At 70.4% G+C, this 18203-nt stretch carries 20 protein-coding genes; 12 read left to right on the top strand and 8 right to left on the bottom strand.

The genetic code is table 11. The features are described from left to right. The first annotated feature begins 89 nt into the window (after positions 1-89). Positions 90-983: an NAD-dependent protein deacetylase gene (locus ACLJQF_RS23295; RefSeq protein WP_410611567.1), complete on the top strand. Its 894-nt coding sequence runs from the start codon at positions 90-92 to the stop codon at positions 981-983. On the opposite strand, the gene ACLJQF_RS23290 is transcribed toward ACLJQF_RS23295, so the two are convergent. The 3 genes from ACLJQF_RS23290 to ACLJQF_RS23280 form a co-directional block, all read right to left on the bottom strand. Beyond that, positions 946-1521 (bottom strand): TIGR03086 family metal-binding protein, encoded by a 576-nt coding sequence (locus ACLJQF_RS23290; protein ID WP_410611566.1) that lies wholly within the window; start codon positions 1519-1521, stop codon positions 946-948. The two genes, ACLJQF_RS23295 and ACLJQF_RS23290, sit on opposite strands and share 38 nt — an antisense overlap. 159 nt (positions 1522-1680) lie before the next feature. Beyond that, the gene (locus ACLJQF_RS23285; protein WP_410611565.1) at positions 1681-2136 is read right to left on the bottom strand and encodes a group II truncated hemoglobin; all 456 of its coding nucleotides are present in this window, start codon (positions 2134-2136) and stop codon (positions 1681-1683) included. 32 nt (positions 2137-2168) lie between these two features. After that, complete coding sequence (locus ACLJQF_RS23280; RefSeq protein ID WP_410611564.1) at positions 2169-3110, bottom strand: NAD(P)/FAD-dependent oxidoreductase; 942 nt, start codon at positions 3108-3110, stop codon at positions 2169-2171. A gap of 77 nt (positions 3111-3187) precedes the next feature. Here ACLJQF_RS23280 and ACLJQF_RS23275 point away from each other — a divergent pair, with 77 nt between their 5' ends. Beyond that, complete coding sequence (locus tag ACLJQF_RS23275; RefSeq protein ID WP_410611563.1) at positions 3188-3775, top strand: helix-turn-helix domain-containing protein; 588 nt, start codon at positions 3188-3190, stop codon at positions 3773-3775. A gap of 3 nt (positions 3776-3778) precedes the next feature. Here the strand turns inward: ACLJQF_RS23275 and ACLJQF_RS23270 are convergent, their stop codons facing one another. After that, positions 3779-4540, bottom strand: coding sequence for a GntR family transcriptional regulator (locus ACLJQF_RS23270; protein WP_410611561.1), 762 nt, complete (start codon positions 4538-4540; stop codon positions 3779-3781). A 161-nt stretch (positions 4541-4701) separates the two neighbouring features. On the opposite strand from ACLJQF_RS23270, the gene ACLJQF_RS23265 reads away from it, so the two are divergent. Both ACLJQF_RS23265 and ACLJQF_RS23260 read left to right on the top strand, forming a co-directional pair. Next, positions 4702-5175, top strand: a complete 474-nt coding sequence (locus ACLJQF_RS23265) for a glycine-rich domain-containing protein (protein ID WP_410611559.1) — start codon at positions 4702-4704, stop codon at positions 5173-5175. A gap of 65 nt (positions 5176-5240) precedes the next feature. After that, a complete protein-coding gene (locus ACLJQF_RS23260) occupies positions 5241-6044 on the top strand; it encodes a hypothetical protein (RefSeq protein WP_410611557.1) in 804 nt (267 codons plus the stop codon). Between the two features lie 33 nt (positions 6045-6077). Here the strand turns inward: ACLJQF_RS23260 and ACLJQF_RS23255 are convergent, their stop codons facing one another. Next, positions 6078-6566 carry a GNAT family N-acetyltransferase gene (locus ACLJQF_RS23255; protein WP_410611556.1) on the bottom strand — a complete coding sequence of 163 codons (489 nt, stop codon included), beginning with the start codon at positions 6564-6566 and terminating at the stop codon, positions 6078-6080. A gap of 18 nt (positions 6567-6584) precedes the next feature. Here ACLJQF_RS23255 and ACLJQF_RS23250 point away from each other — a divergent pair, with 18 nt between their 5' ends. The 3 genes from ACLJQF_RS23250 to ACLJQF_RS23240 all read left to right on the top strand — a co-directional run bounded on the left by ACLJQF_RS23250 (position 6585) and on the right by ACLJQF_RS23240 (position 10274). Then, positions 6585-7154 carry a helix-turn-helix domain-containing protein gene (locus ACLJQF_RS23250; protein ID WP_410611555.1) on the top strand — a complete coding sequence of 190 codons (570 nt, stop codon included), beginning with the start codon at positions 6585-6587 and terminating at the stop codon, positions 7152-7154. 232 nt (positions 7155-7386) lie between these two features. Beyond that, positions 7387-8571, top strand: coding sequence for an elongation factor Tu (tuf, locus tag ACLJQF_RS23245; RefSeq protein ID WP_410611553.1), 1185 nt, complete (start codon positions 7387-7389; stop codon positions 8569-8571). 209 nt (positions 8572-8780) lie between these two features. Continuing rightward, complete coding sequence (locus ACLJQF_RS23240; protein ID WP_410611848.1) at positions 8781-10274, top strand: glycoside hydrolase family 28 protein; 1494 nt, start codon at positions 8781-8783, stop codon at positions 10272-10274. Between the two features lie 43 nt (positions 10275-10317). Here ACLJQF_RS23240 and ACLJQF_RS23235 read toward each other — a convergent pair whose 3' ends face one another. Beyond that, complete coding sequence (locus tag ACLJQF_RS23235; RefSeq protein ID WP_410611552.1) at positions 10318-10488, bottom strand: hypothetical protein; 171 nt, start codon at positions 10486-10488, stop codon at positions 10318-10320. A gap of 222 nt (positions 10489-10710) precedes the next feature. Between ACLJQF_RS23235 and ACLJQF_RS23230 the strand changes: the two genes are divergently transcribed. Genes ACLJQF_RS23230 through ACLJQF_RS23220 form a run of 3 tightly spaced genes read left to right on the top strand, consistent with a single transcriptional unit; the run spans position 10711 to position 13095 of the window. Continuing rightward, complete coding sequence (locus ACLJQF_RS23230) at positions 10711-11610, top strand: acetaldehyde dehydrogenase (acetylating) (protein WP_410611551.1); 900 nt, start codon at positions 10711-10713, stop codon at positions 11608-11610. Beyond that, positions 11607-12662 carry a 4-hydroxy-2-oxovalerate aldolase gene (dmpG, locus tag ACLJQF_RS23225; protein WP_410611550.1) on the top strand — a complete coding sequence of 352 codons (1056 nt, stop codon included), beginning with the start codon at positions 11607-11609 and terminating at the stop codon, positions 12660-12662. The genes ACLJQF_RS23230 and dmpG overlap by 4 nt, the downstream gene beginning before the upstream one ends. A gap of 34 nt (positions 12663-12696) precedes the next feature. After that, positions 12697-13095: an RDD family protein gene (locus ACLJQF_RS23220; RefSeq protein ID WP_410611548.1), complete on the top strand. Its 399-nt coding sequence runs from the start codon at positions 12697-12699 to the stop codon at positions 13093-13095. On the opposite strand, the gene pip is transcribed toward ACLJQF_RS23220, so the two are convergent. Further along, positions 13092-14030 (bottom strand): prolyl aminopeptidase, encoded by a 939-nt coding sequence (pip, locus tag ACLJQF_RS23215; RefSeq protein ID WP_410611546.1) that lies wholly within the window; start codon positions 14028-14030, stop codon positions 13092-13094. The genes ACLJQF_RS23220 and pip overlap by 4 nt on opposite strands. A 25-nt stretch (positions 14031-14055) precedes the next feature. After that, on the bottom strand, positions 14056-15570 hold the full coding sequence (locus tag ACLJQF_RS23210) for an FAD-dependent monooxygenase (protein ID WP_410611545.1): 1515 nt from the start codon (positions 15568-15570) through the stop codon (positions 14056-14058). A gap of 65 nt (positions 15571-15635) precedes the next feature. On the opposite strand from ACLJQF_RS23210, the gene ACLJQF_RS23205 reads away from it, so the two are divergent. Together ACLJQF_RS23205 and ACLJQF_RS23200 are read left to right on the top strand one after the other, a co-directional pair. Next, positions 15636-16259, top strand: a complete 624-nt coding sequence (locus ACLJQF_RS23205; protein ID WP_410611543.1) for a TetR/AcrR family transcriptional regulator — start codon at positions 15636-15638, stop codon at positions 16257-16259. 190 nt (positions 16260-16449) lie between these two features. Beyond that, entirely contained in the window at positions 16450-18135 is a 1686-nt protein-coding gene (locus tag ACLJQF_RS23200) for a glycosyltransferase (protein WP_410611542.1), read from the top strand. Positions 18136-18203 lie beyond the last annotated feature (68 nt).

The following is an 18203-nucleotide window of genomic DNA, read 5'->3' as shown; positions in this document are numbered from 1 at the left end:
ATCGGGCTGGTGAACGGGATGTGACACGGTCAACGCTCAGCGTCACCCGTCCGCGAGCCGGAACCGCTCGGTCCCCGTACCCTGGCCTGATGCGGACCCGGCCCACTCTTTCCTGGACGTCGGCGGACGCGCCCCTCCCGCGGACGTCCAGCCTCGACGAGCTGACCGGCGTCGTCGCGCGCGGGCGCGTCGCCGTGCTCAGCGGGGCCGGGCTGTCCACCGAATCCGGGATCCCCGACTACCGCGGCGAAAGCGGCAGCCTGCGCCGGCACACGCCGATGACCTACGACGAGTTCGTCACCAGTGCCGACGGGCGGCAGCGGTACTGGGCGCGCAGCCACCTCGGCTGGCGCACGATCGCCCGCGCCGACCCCAACGACGGGCACCGCGCGGTGACGGTCCTGCGCGAAGGCGGGTACATCGACGGGGTCATCACGCAGAACGTCGACGGCCTGCACCAGGCGGCCGGCACCGCGGACGCCGTCGAGCTGCACGGCAGCCTGGACCGCGTCATCTGCCTGGACTGCCGCCGCACCAGCCCGCGTGCCGAGCTCGACCGGCGGCTGCGGGCGGCCAACCCCGGTTTCACCGGCGCGGCCACCCGGATCAACCCGGACGGCGACGTCGAGCTGCCCGCCGACGTCGTGCGCGGCTTCCGGCCGGTCCCGTGCGAGGCCTGCGAAGGCGTCCTCAAGCCGGATGTCGTGTTCTTCGGCGAGAACGTGCCGCGGCCGCGGGTCGAGCAGTGCTACCGGCTGGTCGACGCCGCCGAGGCGCTGCTGGTGCTCGGCTCCTCCCTCACAGTGATGTCCGGGCTCCGGTTCGTCCGCCACGTGGCGAAGGCGGGTAAGCCGGTGGTGATCGTCAACCGCGGTGAGACCCGCGGTGATCGCTACGCCTCGGTGCGGGTCGACCGGCCGCTCGGGCCCGCGCTGACCGAGCTGGTCAGCCGGCTCGGCGAGGATCGCGGCCGAATCGCGTGAGCAGCCGGTCCTGGCGGGACGCGCCGGGCGCCGCGGGCGGCGGCTCGGCGAAGACCTGCGAGCTCATCGTCAATCCCGCGAAGATGGCGTCGTAGTCCTCGTCGATCCACGCGACCAAGCCCGGGTCGAGGGCCTCGTCGGTGCCGAGCGCGCGGGCGAGGTCCCAGGTGTGCACGGTGCTGTCGGTCGTGCGGACCGCCAGCGCCCGACGTCCGGTGAGCTTGCCGGGCGGGTAGTCGACGACGCGCTCCAGCGCGCCTTCCTCGGCGAAGGCGGCCGCGCAGGCCCGGACCGAGCCGGTGAACGCGGCGACGGGGTCGTCTCCGAGCGCGTCTTCGTCCCGTCGGGCCCGGAATTCCTCCCGGCTCGCTCCGCGGAGGAGGCCGATGTAGTTGAGGTTGCCGCGGGTCATGTGGTTGACCAGCGCCCGGACGTCCCATTCGGCGCACGGCGTCGGCGCGTGCCAGCCGCCCGGCGGCACCGCTCGGAGGTGGTGCTCGAACCCCCGGGAGGCGAGGAGGAAGCGGTCGACGAGCATGGCGGCGATTCTGCCCCGGCCCGCGGCGGTGTCGCTCGCGGATATCGGACGGGCGGACGAGCCGATCCGGGCGGGTGGGGGGAACCTGCCCGGACCGGCTCTGGCGACGGACCTCCACAGCCGGTCGTCGCCTGCAAGACGCGGCGGCCGCCCCGGTCGTTACAGCGGCTGCAACCCGGTCCACGACCAGCGGGGCACGGCCAGCCCGGCGGGGACCTCGGCGGCCGGTCCGGGATAGGTGAGCACCTCGGCCACCGCCCATTCCATGTAGGACCGCAGCGCGGCCCGGAACTCCGGGTCGGCGGGCAGGCCGGCGTCGTCCGCGGCCTGCACGAAGCACGCCACGAACCGGCGGCCGAGGTCGCTCATGTCTCCGTTGCCGGCGTGCATCCGGAGCATCGCCGAATGGTCGCTGCACTCGCGGGAGAACCGCGGCGGGCCGCCCATGACCTCGGCCCAGTACCAGGCGAGCCGGTCGACGTGCCGCGGGTGCTGGTCGCGTTTCGAGAACGGGTGGTTCAGCTCCGGGTCGGCCAGGCAGCGCTCGTGGTGGGCGGCGGCCAGCGCGCGGAACGCGGGGTCGCCGCCGGCGAAGTCGTACAGCGTCGGACGCACCCGCCGAGCCTGGCACGCCGAAGCGCCGTAAGCTAGCGCGCCCCGGCCGCGGCGCGTTCCGCCGCGGGGGAGAAGCCGCCGAACGCGCCGACCGCCCGCTCGACGTCCTCGGTGACCAGGTCGTGGTTCAGCGCCCCGGCGGCCGCTGCGCCCTGGGCCGCGGCGATGATCACGGTCGCCCGTGCGTCGACGACGTTCCCCGCGGCCCACACGCCCGGCACGCCGGTCTTCCCGGTCGGGTCGACGTCGCCTTCGACGTGGCCGAGGTCGCGCAGCAGCTGGTCGTGCGGAACGGTCCGGGTGCGCAGGAACAGTGCCGTCCGCGGCACGAACCGGGCCCCGAGTTCGACGCCGGTGAGGTGGCCGGCTTCGCGCCGGACCGCGGTCACCAGGCCCTCGACGACGCGGATCCCGCGCGCGTCGAGTCGTTCCCGGTCCACTTCGGACACCGGCTCGGTGTGTGCGAAGTACCCGACGTCCGGCGACCACTGGCGGACCAGCAGCGCGTGCTCGACGCTCGCGGGCTCGGTGCCGAGCACGCCGAGTGGCTGGTCGCGTACCTCGTGGCCGTGGCAGTAGGGACAGGTCACCGCGTCGGTGCCCCAGCTTTCCCGGAGGCCCGGGACGTCCGGCAGTTCGTCGTGGACCCCGGTCGCGACCAGGACGCGCCGGGCGGTCAGCTCCCGGCCGCTCGCCAGCTTCGCCGTGAAGCCGTGGTCGAGCCGGGTGACGTGGTCTTCGAGGAGCTCCACGCCGTAGCCACGGAGTTCTTCGCGGCCGATTTTCAGCAGGTCGGACGGCGGCAGGCCGTCGCGGGACAGGAAGCCATGCATGTGCGCCGCCGGCGCGTTGCGCGGTGACCCGCCGTCGACGACCGCGACGCGCCGCCGCGCCCGGCCCAGCATCAGGGCGGCGCTGAGTCCCGCGGCGCCGCCACCCACCACCAGTACGTCGAAACTGTTGTTTTCGCTCATGCCGCCACCTTGGACCCGGCATCGCGAATCCGACAACTAATGTTGCCGTTTCCGGGACAAGCGGGTTTCCTGGAGGCATGACGGACGCGATCAACCAGGCCCTGGCCGAGGTCGGCCCCCGGCTCAAGCGGGTCCGCACGCAGCGGCGGGTCACGCTGGCCGACCTGTCGGCGGCGACGGGCATTTCGAAGAGCACGCTGTCCCGGCTGGAGTCCGGCCAGCGCAAGCCGAGCCTGGAGCTGCTGCTGCCGATCGCCCAGGCCCACCAGGTGCCGCTGGACGAGCTGGTCGGCGCGCCGGAGGTCGGCGACCCCCGCGTCCGGCTGACCGCCCGCCGCATCCCGCGCCACAACGGCGCGACGATGACGGTGCTGCCGCTGACCCGCCAGCCGGGCGCGCCCCAGGCGTTCAAGATGATCCTGGAGCCGGAGACGGCCGAGCCCGATCCCCAGGTCCACGAGGGGTACGAGTGGCTGTACGTGCTGTCGGGCCGGCTGCGCCTGATCCTGGCCGACCGGGACATGACGCTGGGTCCGGGCGAGGCGGCGGAGTTCGACACCCGCCTCCCGCACTGGTTCGGCGCGGTCGACGGCCGGCCCGCGGAGATCCTCAGCCTGTTCGGCAAGCAGGGGGAGCGGCTGCACCTGCGGGCGAAGTCGCGCTAGCGCTCAATCCGCGGGCCATTCGTACTGCAGCTGGTAGCGATCAGCGGCGAGGGTCATGTCGTTCATCTCCAGCGGGGTGCCGTCTTCGCGGTAGGCGACACGGGTCACGGTGATCACCGGGACACCGTCCGCCAATTGCAGCAGCGACGCCTCGTCAGGCGTGGGCATCCGGGCGCCGACATGTTCCACGAACGACGCCGGCCCACGGCCCGCCTCTGCCAACCGGGCGTACGTGCCGCCGCGTCCGGTGTCGATCTGCTCGATAGCGGTGCCGCGGGTGAACTCGCGGGGGAGCCGCGACACCGCTAGCTGAACCACCAGCCCGTCGGCACGCATCACCCGGTCTCTCACCGTGACCTCGGAACCGGGCTCGATCGCGAGGTACCCGGCGGAGCGTTCGCCGGCTTCCTCGAAGCGGATCTTCACCGATGTCGACGGAGTGAAACCCTGTGCCGCTGCGTCGGCAAGGAATGCGCCTCGGTTGCGTTCACGTGCTTCGCGCGTGAGCCGTGAGCGGGCGAGGCGCCGGATAGTCGTCGGTGGGCGGACGAAAACGCCGCGACCGTGCTCGGAGGTCACCAGTCCCTCGGCGCGAAGCAAGTTGACGGCATCGCGCACGGTCGGCCTCGATACCCCATAGGTGTCGACAAGATCGCGCTCGCTGGGGAGTTGCTCGCCCGGCGCGAGATGACCGGACGTGATCTTCTCGCGCAGGTCGGCTGCTACCTGCCGGAAAGCCGGAACTCCACTTCTGCGATCCACCATGCGGCCATACTTCCACTGGACAACTTGTCTTGACCAGTTCGACTGTCTATGTCACATTACTCATCATGACGTCTTAACCAGTAAGTGGAGGGCGATCGCATCGGGGTCGGCCCGGATCTTTCCGGATCTCGGGTGAGCGATGAACGAATCAGGGAGAAGTCATGACCATGATCTCTGCGCACCTCCGCAGTCGCGATCTTGTTGCCGACGACCTGTTCGGGCGGCTGGTGTCCCGCATCGCCGCCGAGGAGGTGATCACCCGTGAGCTCGCCGAGCGCATCATGGATCAGGCGCTCGCCTTCCTGTACGCGTGCGCGGGAAACCGCGGTGAACGACTGGCGCCATCCTCAGCGGTGGACATCGGCTGGCATACCTTCCTCCTCTACACCAAGGAATACGAGGACTTCTGCCGACGCGTCTCGGGCCGTTTCATCCATCACGTCCCGGACGACGGTCGCGCACAAGACGGCCACGGCGACGAGATGGCACGAACGGTCGCCGCGATCGCGGCCACGGGGCTCGCCGTCGATCCGGAGCTGTGGTTGGCTCTGGCCGCTCAGTGCAACGACGGCGATGACGGATGCCGCGCGTCGGGCAAGGATGGTAACGAGAACACCGACACCAACGGCAAGTAGAGCCGGGAGCGATGGCCCACAGGTATCGATGGGAAGACCTGCCGGAGCCGGTTCGGCGTGAGGTAGTGGACCGGCTCGGCGCGATCAGCCGGACTGTTCCGGCGGTCGAAGGGCAGAGCTGCGGCGCCGCGCTCACGCTGTACCGCGACGATCCGCCGCCGGTTTTCCTCAAGGCTGTGCACGGTGTCTCGCGTGAGATGCGCTGGCTGCGAAACGAAATCGGCATCGCGGAAACAGTGGCGTGCCTCGCGCCGGCGGTCGTTTTCCACCGCGATGTCGACGACTGGCTGGTGGCCGCTTTCGAACACGTCGACGGACGTCCGGTCAGCTTGGCGCCTGGCTCGCCGGACCTCCCCGTGGTCGCCTCGGCCCTCGACCGGATCGGTGCCGTCAGGGTTCCTGAACTGAGGCCCCTGGGTGATCGATGGAAGGCGTCCTGGTGGTCGCGGATCGCCGAAGAACGGTCACACCTGCTGAACGGCAGGCGGCTCGACGACCTGGTGGACTGGGAACGCCAGGCACCCGGACTGCTGGCGGGTGACCACCTGCTCCACACCGATCTTCACGAAGACCAGTTCGTCGTCACGTCGAGGGGGGAAGCCAGGGTCGTCGACTGGGGCTGGCCCGCGTCGGGTGCGCCGTGGATCGATCCGGCTTTCCTCGTCCTGCGGCTGATCGGTGCCGGACACACGGCCGAAGCGGCAGAAGCGTGGGCTCGAACGCACACGCGTTGGGCGGAAGCGACGGCTGGAGAGATCACCGCGTTCGCGGTGTACGTGGCCGGCCTCTGGACGTATCGGGCGACCACCGGACGACTCTCCGGGCTCGCCCGCGGCTACGCGAATTGGCGTTTGCGGCAGGCCGGCTGAACTCCGTACTCCGTCGACATCCTGCCCCGGCTGTCAGCCCAGTTCGCGCTGCACCAGCAGGGTGTCGAGCCAGCGGTCGTGCTTGAAGCCGACGCGGCGCAGCACGCCCGCGTCCGTGAAGCCGGCCGCGTGGTGCAGGGCGCGCGACGCGGGGTTGCCGGAGTCGACGATGACCGCGATCGCCTGCCGGGCTCCGGCGTCCTCGCACCGCTTCAGCAGCTCGTCGAGCAGCCGTCGCCCGTGACCCCGGCCGGCGGCCCGGGGTGCGAGGTAGATCGTCGTCTCCACCGAGAACCGGTACGCCGGCTTCGGCCGCCACGGCGCCGCGAGTGCGTAGCCGAGGAGCTCGCCCTCGTCGGCCAGGACGAGGAAAGGCCACGCGCTCTCGCGGATCTTCGCGCGCCACTGGGCCGCGGTCGGCGGCGTGGTCTCGAACGTGACCAGCGAATCGGTGGCGTACGGCACGAAGACGGCGGCAATGCCTTCGGCGTCGGCCTCCGTGGCTTCCGCTATAGTGGACATGATCGCTATCATAGAGGAATGATTGATCCGGTGTCGCTCGGCCGCCACCTGCACGACCTGCGGGCGAGCCGCGGCCTCGCGCTGACGGCGTTGGCCGGGCAAGCGGGCGTCAGCGTCAGCATGCTGTCGGCCATCGAGCGCGGCGAGAAGACGCCGACGGTCGTGGTGCTGTCCCGGATTGCCGACGGCCTCGGGCTGCCGGTCTCGCGGCTGCTCGCCGGTCTGGAGAACGACCGGGTGATCGTCCGCCGCGCGGCGGAGCAGGACCACCTCACCGAGCCCGGCGGCTGGCACCGCACGGTGCTGACCCCGGTCGTTCCCGGCGTCAACTTCGAGTGGATCCGCACGACCCTGCCGCCCGGGTGTGACGCGGGTGTTTTTCCGGCGTACGCACCGGGTTCCCACGAGTTCGTCGCCGTCGAGTCGGGCGAGCTCCGCCTGGGTGTCGGCGACACCGAGTACGTCCTGGCGGCGGGCGACTCGGTGTACTTTCCCGCCGACGTCGGGCATTCCTACGCGAACCGCACCGGAAAGCCTTGTGTGTACCACGTTGCGGCGCTGATCATGCGGCCGCGGAAAACAGGATGACACCGCACCGGAAGGCGTGGCACCCTTCCGGTCATGTTCCCCGTGTTCGATAGCGCGACGCTCGCAGGCCTGTCCCTGCCGAGCGCCCTTTCGGCACGGTTTTCCGCCCTGCTGACCGGCGCTCGAAGCTGACCCTTCCCCGATTTCCCCGCCCTGGGCGCGAAACCGCCGGGGGAGGGTCGACGCGCTCCGCCCGGTTTCGCGCATTCTCCTTTCCAGCGCAGGGAAAATCATGACCAAGCAGCAGTACGTGCGGACCAAGCCGCACCTGAACATCGGCACGATGGGCCACGTCGACCACGGCAAGACCACCCTGACCGCCGCCATCACCAAAGTGCTCGCAGGCCAGGGCGGAGCCAGCTACGTCGCCTTCGACCGCATCGACCGTGCTCCGGAGGAGATCGAGCGCGGCATCACCATCAACATCGCCCACGTCGAGTACGAGACGCCGACCCGGCACTACGCGCACGTCGACATGCCGGGCCACGCCGACTACGTCAAGAACATGATCACCGGCGCGGCCCAGCTGGACGGCGCCGTGCTCGTGGTTTCGGCGCAGGACGGCGCGATGCCGCAGACCCGTGAGCACGTCGTCCTGGCGCGCCGGATCGGGGTCGAGCACCTCGTGGTCGCGCTCAACAAGGCCGACCTCGCCGACGACGAGGAACTGCTCGACCTGGTCGAGCTCGAGGTGCGCGAGCTGCTCACCCGGTACGGGTTCGACGGCGACGCGGTGCCCGTGGTCCGGGTGTCCGGGCTGCGTGCGCTCGAGGGCGACCCGCGGTGGACGCAGCGGATCCTCGACCTGCTCGCCGCCGTCGACGAGCACGTGCCGATCCCGCCGCGGCGGCTCGACCTGCCGTTCCTGATGCCGATCGAGAACGTCCTCACCATCACCGGCCGCGGCACCGTCGTGACCGGCGCGGTGGAGCAGGGCACCCTCGCGGTCGGTGACGCGGTCGAGGTGATCGGGCTCGGCCCGGCGGTGGCCAGCGTGGCCACCGGGCTCGAGACGTTCGGCAAGCCGATGGACCGCGCCGAGGCGGGCGACAACGCCGCGGTGCTGCTGCGCGGGGTGAAGCGCGGCGAGGTCCGGCGCGGCCAGGTCGTCTGCCTGCCGGGCAGTGTCCGGCCGCACACGCGGTTCCGCGCGGACGTCCACGTGCTGTCGGCCGCCGAGGGTGGCAGGCGGACACCGTTCGCGGCGAACTACCGGCCGCAGTTCCACTTCCGCACCAGTGACGTCGTCGGGGTGGTCACCCTCGCCGACGGCGTCACGGTCGTCCGGCCGGGCGACGCGGCTTCGCTGACGGTGGAGCTGGGGCAGCCGGTCGCGATGAGCCCGGGCCTCGGGTTCGCCATGCGCGAAGGCCGGCTGACGGTCGCCGCGGGCACCGTGCGCGAGGTGCTGGACTGAAGATCGGGCTCGTCCCCGCCGGGAGGCGGGGACGAGCTTGACTCATCCGATCAATTGCTCTTAGCTGAAGACGCATCCCGATCCGCCGTCGGAAGCACCTTGGCGTGTTTCTGCCGTGGCGAAGTAAGGGAGTTGTCGTGGGAAGAGCGTTGAGCCGCCGCCGTGCCGTGGCCTGGGGAGCCGCGGGCGCTGCGGGTGTGGCACTGCCATTGGTCGGATCTCCGGTAGCTGGGGCCGAAGAATTCGGGAGCCCGCCGGGCCGCTTCTTCGACGTCACGAGGTTCGGTGCGAAAGGCGACGGGCGCACGATCGACACCGCCGCGATCAACCGCGCGATCGACGCGGCCGCGACCCGCGGCGGCACCGTGTACTTCCCGGCCGGCACGTACGCGAGCTATTCGATCCACCTCAAGAGCACCATCGCGCTGTACCTCGCGGCCAACGCGACGATCCTGGCCGCCGCCCCGGCCGGCGGGCAGGGCTACGACCCGGCCGAACCGGGCGCGGGCAACCCGTACCAGGACTTCGGGCACAGCCACTGGCACAACAGCCTGATCTGGGGCGAAAACCTCGAGAACGTCACCATCGAGGGCCCCGGCAAGATCGACGGGAAGGGCCTGGTCGCCGGCGGCAGCGCGGAATCCCTGCCGCTCAACGGGAACAAGGCGATCGCGCTCAAGCTGTGCCGCAACGTCGCGATCCGCGACATCACCATCGTCAACGGCGGGCACTTCGGCATCCTCCCCACCGGCGTCGACAACTTCCGCATCGACGGCGTGGTGATCGACACCAACCGCGACGGCATCAACATCGACTGCTGCAAGAACGTCCGGATCGCGAACACGACGGTGAACTCGCCGAACGACGACGCCATCGTGCTCAAGAGTTCGTACGCGCTGAACCAGGTGCGCGACACCGAAAACGTGACCATCGACAACTGCTTCGTCAGCGGCTACGACCTCGGCACCCTCGTCGGCGGCACGTTCAAGACGGCGGCGTCCTACGGCCGCACCGGCCGCGTCAAGTTCGGCACCGAGTCCAACGGCGGCTTCCGCAACATCGCGATCTCCAACGTGGTCTTCGAGCACTGCCGCGGCCTGGCCCTGGAAACGGTCGACGGCGGGTGGCTGGAGGACGTCACGATCAGCAACCTGACGATGCGCAACATCCAGATGCCGCTGTTCCTCCGGCTGGGCGCGCGGATGCGCGGGCCGGCGGGCATCCCGGTCGGATTCCTGCGCCGGGTGAGCATCAGCGACGTCACGACGATCGACGCGGATCCGCGGTACCCGTCGTGCTTCGCCGGGATCCCGGGCCACCCGATCGAGGACGTCAAGCTGAGCAACATCCGCCACCACCTGGCGGGCGGCCTCACCCCGGGCGACGCCGTGCAGAACCCGCCGGAGCTGGAGACCGCGTACCCGGAGCCGTCGATGTTCGGCACCCTCCCGGCGTACGGCTTCTTCGTCCGCCACGCCCGGGGAATCAGTTGGGACAACGTGGACGTCCGCTTCGGCAAGCCGGACACGCGCCCGGCGTACGTCCTGCGGGACGTGGCCGACGCCGACGTGCACCACTGCCGCGCGGACAAGGTGGCGGGCACGCCGACGTTCGTCCTCGACGGGGTGGACGACTTCCGGGTGAGCGACGGCCGTCCGGTGCCGGAGGCCCGGGTCGATCACGCGGATCACCAGGAGCTGTAGGGAGTTCCGGCCGGGCCCCGGCGCCGCCGCGGGACCCGGCCGGTCAGCGGCCGCGCAGTTTCGGGCGGGCCAGGCCGACCACGGAAAGGGCGATCAGGGCCACCGCGGCCACCGCCGCGATCACCGTCAGGACGGGCGCCCGGCCTTCGGTGCCGGTCAAGGTGAGGATGCTCGAGACGAGCAGGATCGCTCCCACGCCCAGGTAGACCAGCACAGGGAAGCCGTCGTCGGGATGATGTGCCAACGCCGTTCGGCCATCGAGACCTCCTCGATCGGGTGCCTTTCCGGACTGCCCCGATCGGGAGTCGATCAAACCGGAGCCGCCCGGCGATCACGTCGCCCGCGAACCTGCCGGCTCGCGGGCGCCGGACCGGGCGTTCCGGTGAACGGAACGCCTGACTGTCGTCAGCTGTGGCCGCGGTGCGACGGTCTGGACATGGCTCCCGTGATGGCGGCGATCGTCGGCCCCGGCAACATCGGCACCGATTTGCTGGCGAAGCTGCGACGCAGTGAAGTGATCGAAGTCGGGTACGTGGTCGGCGTGGTCGAGTCGGACGGTCTCGAGCGCGCCCGCGCGCAAGGGATCGCGGCGTCCGCCGAAGGCGTGGACTGGCTGCTGCGCCGGGATCCCCTGCCGGAACTCGTGTTCGAGGCGACGTCGGCGAAGGCGCACGCCGCGAACGCCCCGCGGTACGAGGAAGCCGGCATCCAGGCGATCGACCTGACCCCGGCGCACCTCGGCCCGATGGTGTGCCCGCCGGTGAACCTCGGCGCGCACCTCGACGCGCCGAACGTCTCGATGATCACCTGCGGCGGCCAGGCCACGATCCCCATGGTGCACGCCGTTTCCCGGGTCGTGACGGTGCCGTACGCCGAGATCGTCGCGTCGGTCGCTTCGCGCGGCGCGGGGCCGGGGACGCGGGCGAACATCGACGAGTTCACGCGCACGACGTCGCAGGCGGTGGCCGAGATCGGCGGCGCCGGGCGGGGCAAGGCGATCATCATCCTCAACCCGGTCGAGCCGCCGATGATCATGCGGGACACGGTGTTCTGCGCGATTCCCGCCGACGCCGATCGCGACGTGATCACCGCGTCGATCCACGAGATGGCCGAGGAGGTCCGCAAGTACGTGCCGGGGTACGCGCTGCGGGCGGATCCGCAGTTCGACGACGCACGCGAAGACTGGGACGGCAACGCGCGGGTCGGCATCTTCCTCGAGGTCCGCGGCAACGGCGACTACCTGCCGGAGTACGCCGGGAACCTGGACATCATGACCGCCGCGGCCGCCCGCGTCGGAGAGCTGATGGCGCGCGCGAAGCAGGAGGTGCCCGCATGAGTGAGCCGGCGAACGAATCGAATGTCACCGGTCGCCCGGAGTTGAAGCACGACGTCCGGATCGTCGACACGACGCTGCGCGACGGCAGCCACGCCATGGCGCACCGCTTCACCGAGCAGCAGGTGCGCGACACGGTGCGCGCGCTCGACGGCGCGGGCGTCGAGGTGATCGAGGTGACCCACGGCGACGGCCTCGGCGGCTCGTCGTTCACCTACGGCTTTTCCGCAGTCGACGAGCTACGCCTGATCGCGGCGGCGCGCGAAGAGGCGAAGCAGGCGAAGATCGCGGTGCTGCTCGTGCCCGGGATCGGCACGGCCGAGGACCTGCAGCGCGCGTTCGACGCGGGCGCGGAGATGGTCCGGGTGGCGACGCACTGCACCGAAGCCGACGTCTCGCCGCAGCACTTCGGCCTGGCGCGCGAACTCGGGATGGAAACGGCCGGGTTCCTGATGATGGCGCACCGGACGTCGCCGGAAGACCTGGCGAAGCAGGCCCGGATCATGGTGGACGCGGGCTGCCAGGCGGCGTACGTGACGGACTCGGCGGGCGCGTTGCTGATGCACGAGGCCCGCGCGCGCTTCGAGGCGCTGGTCGCGGAGGTCGGCGACACGGCGTGGGTCGGCTACCACGGGCACCAGAACCTCTCGCTGGGCATCGCGAACTCGGTCCTGGCGTACGAGGCGGGCGTGCGCTACATCGACGGCTCGCTGTGCGCGCTCGGCGCCGGCGCGGGCAACTCGCCGACGGAGGTCCTGGCGGCGGTGTTCGACCGCCTGGAGGTCGACACGGGCCTCGACGTCGGCCGCCTGCTCGACGCGGCCGAGGAGGTGGTCCGCCCGTACCTGCAGCGCTGGCCGAAGATGGACCGCAACGCAATCGTCCAAGGCTGGGCCGGGGTCTACTCGAGCTTCCTGCTGCACGCCGAGCGCGCGGCGGAGCGCTACGGCGTCCCGGCGCAGGCGATCCTGCGCCGGTGTGGCGAGCTCGCCCTGGTGGGCGGGCAGGAGGACATGATCATCGACGTGGCGGTGCAACTGGCGGCGGAAGGATAGGCAACCGGACGCCGGGTTCGGGCGTGAGAAGGGCATGGAGACCGACCCGACCCTGGACGACGCGCCGGACATCCCCTGGCCCGTGCGCCGCCGCGCGCTGCGAACGGGCCCGATCCGGCGGGCGTCGTGGTTGCGGCGCCTCCCCGCGGTGTCCGTGGACCTCGTGCTGCACCTCCTGGTGGCGGTCGAGGCCGCGGCGGTGGTCGACGCGCAGGTGGGGGTCGCTTTCGTGGTCACGTTGGTGGCGACCTACCTCGCCGTCTCCTTCGGGCACCGCGTGTTCCTGCAGCGGTGGTGGGGCGCCACGATCGGCAGGCTGGTCGTCGGCCTGCGCAGCGCGGACCCGCGAACGGGCCGCCCGCCGACCGTGCGCCGGCTCGCCTTCGGCTGGCTGTACGGCCTGCTCATGACCGTTGCCGCCGTGCTCCCTTAACCGGCGAACCGGTCCAGCGCGGCGAGCTTCCAGCCGCGTTTGACGTCACTGGCGCGGTGCCCGGACCGATCGTCGACGAGCAGTTCGGCGCCCGGCCACGCTCCGGCCAGTTCCCACGCGGTCGTCACCGGGCAGCTGAGGTCGAGCCGGCCGTGGACCAGCACGCCGGGGATGCCCGCGAGGCGCCCGGCGTCGCGGATCACCGCGCCCTCCTCGAGCCAGCCGGCGTGCGCGTAGTAGTGCGTGGTGAGCCGGACGAACGCCAGCAGCGCGTCGTCCGGAGGTCCACTGTGGACTTCGGTGGCGGCGCCCGGTTCCAGAGACAGGACCGTTTCCTCCCAGGCGTTCCACGCGAGGGCGGCGTGGTCCCGCCGGTCCGGGTCCGTCATCAGGTGGGCGTAGGCGCCGACGACGTCATCGTCCCCGGCGACGTCGCGGAATCGTTGCCACGCTTCGGGGAAGAAGCGGCCGGCACCGCGGTAGAGCCAGTCGATCTCCGATCGGCGCGTCGTGCTGATCGCGCTGACCACGATCTCCGTCACCCGGTGCGGGAAGCGCTCGGCGTATACCAGCGCGAGCGTGGTGCCCCACGAACCACCCGTCACCAGCCAGCGTTCGATGCCGAGGTGCTCCCGGAGCCGTTCGAGGTCGGCGACGAGGTGGTCGGTGGTGTTGTGCCGCAGCGACGTCGCGGGGTCGGCCGCGTGCGGACGGCTCCGGCCGCAGCCGCGCTGGTCCAGCAGCACGACGCGGTACCGGGCCGGATCGAACATCCGCCGCATGCCGGGCGTGCAGCCCTGGCCGGGGCCACCGTGCAGCACGACCGCCGGTTTGCCGTCCGGGTTCCCGCAGGTCTCCCAGTACACGTGGTGCCCGTCGCCGACGTCGAGCAGCCCGTGGTCGTAGGGCTCGATGGGCGGGTGGAGTTCGATCACCCGCCCATCCTGCCCGAGCCGTGCGTCAGGCGGGTGCGCCGAACCACTCGTGCAAGGCCGCTTCGAGGCCGGCCGTCGAACCGTCCTCGCACGCCCAGGCGATGTGCCCGTCCGGCCGGACCAGCACGCCGGTCAGCGCCGGCTCGCTGTCGCACTTCGCGGTCAGCACGTTCACGCGCCCGGCCCAGCCGGCCGCCGTCTCGCGCAGACCGGCGTCGTCGGCGAGATCGAGCAGGAGGGCCCGGCCGTCGTGGAGACGCTCGCCGAGCCGGGTGCCGTCGGCGAAGGCGAAGTCGGGCGCGGCGCGGCCGGTGAGGTCGTGCTCGCCGTCGATCGGGTAGCGGTGCAGGACGCCGGACAGCTTCTTGGCGAGGTAGGTCGCGCCGTCACCGGTGAACAGCAGGTCGGTGACGACCTGGCGCAGCGCCTTCGTCCGCACGTCGCTGCGCATCAAGGCGACCTGCGCCCGGGTCCACTCGAGAACCCACTCGCCGATCGGGTGCCGCTCGGTGGTGTAGCTGTCGAGCAGGCCGTCGGGCGCCCAGCCCTGGATGGTCGCGCCGAGCTTCCAGCCGAGGTTGACGGCGTCGCCGATGCCGAGGTTGAGGCCCTGCCCGCCGAAGGGGGAGTGGACGTGCGCCGCGTCCCCGGCGAGCAGCACGCGGCCCAGGCGGTAGGTGCTCGCCTGGCGCGCGTTGTCGGTGAAGCGCGTCGCGCTGTGGACCTGGGTCACCCGGACGTCGGCACCGGAGACCCGCCGGAAGCTGTCTTCGAGCTCCTGTGCGGTGATCGGCGCGTCCCGGTCTTCGGGCGGCCCGTCGAACTCGACGGTGAGGATCCGCCCGGGCGTCGGACCGTGGACGTAGAGCCCGCCGGTGCCGTGCTGCCACCCGGCGGGCAGCGCGTCGGCGCCGGTGAGTTCGGTGAGCGCCTGCCGTCCGGTGATGGCGGGATCGGTCCCGGGGAACTCGAACCCGGCCAGCTTCCGCACCCGGCTGCGTCCCCCATCGCACCCGACGAGCCACCCGGCCCGCACAAGTTCCTGATCGCCGAGCCGCACGGTGACGCCATCGTCGTCGGCGTCGAACCCGGTGAGCTCGACACCACGCCGGACCTCGACCCCCAGCTCGGCGGCGCGGGCGGCGAGGATGGCCTCGACGTCCTGCTGCTGGATGACGACGACCCGGGCGGCGGGCCCGACGTCCCGGAAGGCGGGATCGTCGAAGTCGACCCCGCCCGAGGTCACCATGATCCCGGCGAAGTGCCCCACCGGAACGGCGTTCGGCCCACCCCCGCCGCGCGATTCGAGGAACTTCTGGATCTGCGCGAAGTTCCGCTGCACGACCGCGTCCATCGCGGGCAGCAGCCCCCGCCGGTAGAAGGCTTCGGCAGTGGTCAGGTTGACCGACCCCGCCTTGATCGTCTGGTCCGGTTCGGGCAGTCGTTCGACGACGAGCACGTCCACGCCCGCCAGCCGCAGTTCACAGGCCAGCATCAAGCCGACCGGTCCGCCCCCGGAGATCACCACATCCCTGTTCATGGCTCCGATGATGCCGCGAAACTTATACCGAGTCAAACTTTAGGCTCGGTCTATACTCTCTGCTCATGGCTGACCCCGGACTGCGCGAGCGGAAGAAGCAGGCCACCCGCCTGCTGATCTCCAACGTGGCCACAGGCTTGTTCATCGAGCGAGGCTTCGAGGAGGTGACGGTCGCGGAGATAGCCGAGGCGGCGGGCGTCTCGAAGATGACGGTGTTCAACTACTTCCCGCGCAAGGAGGACCTGTTCCTCGACCGCCACGTGGACCGCCTGGCGGAGCTGACCGCGGTGGTGACCTCCCGGCCGGCGGGGGTGTCGCCTTGTGAGGCGTTGCGTCGTCACCAGCATTCGCTGTTGTCTTCCGGGCATCCGCTGTCGGGGGCGATCGCGGGCGGGCCGGGGTTCTGGTGGGTGCTGACGTCGAGCCCGGCGTTGATGGCGCGGTGGTACGAGCAGGAGCGGGAGATCGCGGAGGCGTTCACTGCGGTGCTGGTCGAGGAGAGCGGGGAGGCGTTCCGGTCGCGGATGGTGGCGAACCTGCTGACCACGGCGATCACGACGGTGTTCGCGCACGCGATGGGCCGGATCGTGGCGGGGGATGACGCCGAGGTGGTCCGGCGGGAGCAGGTGGCGGTGATCGACCAGGCTTTTGACCTGGTGGAGCACGGCGTGGGCGATTTTCCGGCTTAATGTGCTGACCGAATCGGCAATGATCACAATTTTTGGCCAAATGCCAATAGCGGCGTACGCGCTACGCGTGGACCAAAGGCACGGTCACCCCACGCGTAGTTGGCTGGTCTCGTGCGGGCACAATGGCCTCGCGCGGCGCGCTCCGCGTATCCGTTGGGTTAGAGCTGTCGTGGCCGAGTAGGACGGTGCCGTGCCCCAGGTCTTCATCTCGTACGCACACGACTCCTCGGAACACCGAGCGGCGGTACGCGATTTCTGGGCGTTCCTGAGAAGCTGCGGTGTCGACGCAACGTTGGACTGGGCGGCCGGCTCTGAGCGACGTGACTGGGCGTTGTGGGCGGCGGACCAGGTTCAGTACGCGGATTTTGTGCTGGTCATAGCGTCGCCAGGCTACAAGGCATCGGCGGAGGCGCGCGAGGAGCGCGGTACACGGTTCGAGTCGCAACTGATTCGCGAGTTCCTGGCCAGTGAGACAAACCAGGCCCAGCGATTCGCGGCTGTCGTGCTACCCGGGCAGTCGGTCGACGACGTCCCGGAGTTCCTGGCCGCCTCGCGGCTCTCCACTCTGCACGTCGTCAGGGACTTGACGGTGGCCGGCGCGGAAAGCCTGCTGCGCTTGGTCACGAACCAGCCGGCGTACCTGAGACCCGAACTCGGCCCTGCGCCGAAATTGGAGCCCCGGCTTCCACCGCGCGGCCCGGCTGTGGTGCTTCTGGCCACCGAGTGGTCGTCCGCGAGAGGTGGGTTGAGCACCTTCAACCGGAACTTGTGCTGCGCGCTTGCGGCGCGAGGCGCGGAAGTCGTCTGCGTCGTGCTCGCGGCCACCGACGCTGACGTCCAGGACGCCAAGGCGCGCAACGTCTCGCTCCGGGTGGCGGTCCGTCCGCCAGGAGGTTCGGATGATGCGGCCCTCAGTGGGCTGAGTGCCCTTCCCGAAGGTTTCCATCCGGACTACATCATCGGTCACGGCCGGGTGACCGGTCCGGCAGCCTTCCAGATGGCCGAACGTTTTCCCGAGGCCAGGCGGCTGCACGTCATCCACATGGCGCCGGATGAGATCGAGTGGCACAAACCTGGCCGCAAGGACGACGCGGGTGAACGCAGCGAAAAACGCCATCAGCTCGAGCTCGATCTGTCGCGTACTGCTCACGCCACCGTCGCGGTCGGGCGTCGGCTCTACAACAGGTACCTGCGCGACCTCAACGCTTTCGAATCGGCTCGGATCCTGAATCTGGTTCCGGGATTCGATGTGGCCGAATATCGCTGCGAGACGCCGCCTCCTGGTGCGCCCTGGAAGATCTTGGTGGCAGGCCGTGTCGAAGACGCCGAGTTGAAGGGGTTGGACATCGCGGCCCGGGCGGTCGGGCTGTTCGTGCGGAACCGGCCCCAGGCCGCGCCGCGAGTCGAACTGGTTGTCCGCGGTGCCCCTTCGGGAGAATCGGAACAGCTGCGCAAGCAACTGCTCGAGTGGGCTGGAACGCCGGCGTTGGACGTTGTCGTACGTCCCTATGCGGTAGAGCAGGACAGCATGATCGCTGACCTGAAGACCTCGACATTGGTGCTCATGCCCTCGAGGAAGGAGGGCTTCGGGTTGATGGGTCTGGAAGCCGTCGCTGCCGGTGTCCCGGTACTGGTCAGTGGATCGAGCGGGCTCGGTGAGCACATGCAGGAAGCGCTGGAGCCCGAAGATTCGGACCGGGTGGTGATCCCGGTCAGCGGTCAGTTCGAAGCCGACGCCGAGGACTGGTGCCGGCACATCCACGCGACGCTCTACGATCGCCCTGCCGCGTTCGCGAGAGCTGCGCACATCCGCGAAGCGTTGGTTGACCGGTACACATGGGCGAAGGCGGTCACCGAGTTGCTGGCGTCAGTCTGATGAACGTCGAAATACAGCATTACGAGCGCTAATGTTCCGTAAGAAACTTTAGCTGGAGTAACGCCCCG

The organism is Amycolatopsis sp. lyj-109 (genome assembly GCF_046548995.1).
GTDB lineage: Bacteria > Actinomycetota > Actinomycetes > Mycobacteriales > Pseudonocardiaceae > Amycolatopsis.
The sequence above is the reverse complement of the archived record's forward strand: the minus strand, read 5'-3'. Positions and strand labels throughout refer to the sequence as shown.

Excerpts from the sequence above, each read along its gene's own strand:
- ACLJQF_RS23295 (WP_410611567.1), top strand. The coding sequence starts at position 90 with ATGCGGACCCGGCCCACTCTTTCCTGGACGTCGGCGGACGCGCCCCTC.
- ACLJQF_RS23290 (WP_410611566.1), bottom strand. The coding sequence starts at position 1,521 with ATGCTCGTCGACCGCTTCCTCCTCGCCTCCCGGGGGTTCGAGCACCAC.
- ACLJQF_RS23280 (WP_410611564.1), bottom strand. The coding sequence starts at position 3,110 with ATGAGCGAAAACAACAGTTTCGACGTACTGGTGGTGGGTGGCGGCGCC.
- ACLJQF_RS23275 (WP_410611563.1), top strand. The coding sequence starts at position 3,188 with ATGACGGACGCGATCAACCAGGCCCTGGCCGAGGTCGGCCCCCGGCTC.
- ACLJQF_RS23270 (WP_410611561.1), bottom strand. The coding sequence starts at position 4,540 with ATGGTGGATCGCAGAAGTGGAGTTCCGGCTTTCCGGCAGGTAGCAGCC.
- ACLJQF_RS23265 (WP_410611559.1), top strand. The coding sequence starts at position 4,702 with ATGACCATGATCTCTGCGCACCTCCGCAGTCGCGATCTTGTTGCCGAC.
- ACLJQF_RS23255 (WP_410611556.1), bottom strand. The coding sequence starts at position 6,566 with ATGTCCACTATAGCGGAAGCCACGGAGGCCGACGCCGAAGGCATTGCC.
- ACLJQF_RS23250 (WP_410611555.1), top strand. The coding sequence starts at position 6,585 with ATGATTGATCCGGTGTCGCTCGGCCGCCACCTGCACGACCTGCGGGCG.
- tuf (WP_410611553.1), top strand. The coding sequence starts at position 7,387 with ATGACCAAGCAGCAGTACGTGCGGACCAAGCCGCACCTGAACATCGGC.
- ACLJQF_RS23230 (WP_410611551.1), top strand. The coding sequence starts at position 10,711 with ATGGCTCCCGTGATGGCGGCGATCGTCGGCCCCGGCAACATCGGCACC.
- dmpG (WP_410611550.1), top strand. The coding sequence starts at position 11,607 with ATGAGTGAGCCGGCGAACGAATCGAATGTCACCGGTCGCCCGGAGTTG.
- ACLJQF_RS23220 (WP_410611548.1), top strand. The coding sequence starts at position 12,697 with ATGGAGACCGACCCGACCCTGGACGACGCGCCGGACATCCCCTGGCCC.
- ACLJQF_RS23210 (WP_410611545.1), bottom strand. The coding sequence starts at position 15,570 with ATGAACAGGGATGTGGTGATCTCCGGGGGCGGACCGGTCGGCTTGATG.
- ACLJQF_RS23205 (WP_410611543.1), top strand. The coding sequence starts at position 15,636 with ATGGCTGACCCCGGACTGCGCGAGCGGAAGAAGCAGGCCACCCGCCTG.